Below are 834 nucleotides of genomic sequence, written 5' to 3'. Positions count from 1 at the left end.
TCAAATGCAAAGTGCCGAACAAAAACGGCAGGACGACAGGGGAGCAGGAGCTTTCAGATATGCTGATTGTGCCTTGGAACACATCGTTCGACAAAGCCATCAGCGAGGGCATTGTCTTCGAGGAGGGCAGCGATCCGGAATATATCAGTAGGATCAACTGGCAGATGAACGATTACGATCCGCTGAGACCTGGAATGTACAGGATAACAGCATCTTTGGAGAACGAAGGATTTGTAGGTTGGAACGTATCGCTTGACATCCCTGTGATCGTACTGGACAAACCACTTGCGGAGGACATTATGATCAGCAGGAACAAGGTTTCCACCAAAGTGAGAAACGGCGAGATCATCGGCCGCCTCAATACCCTGGACCCTGTGGACGATATCCATAGCTACAGCATGGACGAGCATCCTGACTTCTATATCGAGAAGAATGTGCTGATCTGGAGAGGTACTGGAACTCCTGATGCAGAGATGACCGTCACCATCCACAGCACCGACAGAGCAGGGCAGACCATCAGCAGGGAGATCACCCTTTACAGGGAGCTTCCTCCTGGAGAAATCCTGATCTATCCAAATCCTGCCAGAGAGGAAACCAATATATTGGTGCAACTGTCAGGTCCCGGAACGGTAGGCATCAGGATCTTCGATGCCGCAGGCAGACTGGTTTACGAGGAGCAGGAACATCAGGAAGGCAGCTTTGTCCGGAATGTTGACCTGAGTGGTCTGAGTTCAGGTATGTATCAAGTTATGGTACAGGCGGGCAATGAGGTGATGATAGGCAGACTGGTAAAAGAAGAATAACAATTTATGGCTTTTTAATTGGACAACCCCT

General features: G+C 49.6%; 1 protein-coding gene. It reads left to right on the top strand.

Features of this window, described 5'->3' with window-relative positions; genetic code table 11:
- A partial coding sequence (locus HMJ38_RS25075) for a T9SS type A sorting domain-containing protein (RefSeq protein ID WP_194977196.1) occupies nt 1-803 on the top strand: 803 nt, incomplete at its 5' end.
- Nucleotides 804-834 lie beyond the last annotated feature (31 nt).

It is taken from the genome of Aquiflexum lacus, assembly GCF_015476655.1.
GTDB classification, from domain to species: Bacteria; Bacteroidota; Bacteroidia; order Cytophagales; family Cyclobacteriaceae; genus Aquiflexum; species Aquiflexum lacus.
The sequence above is the reverse complement of the archived record's forward strand: the minus strand, read 5'-3'. Positions and strand labels throughout refer to the sequence as shown.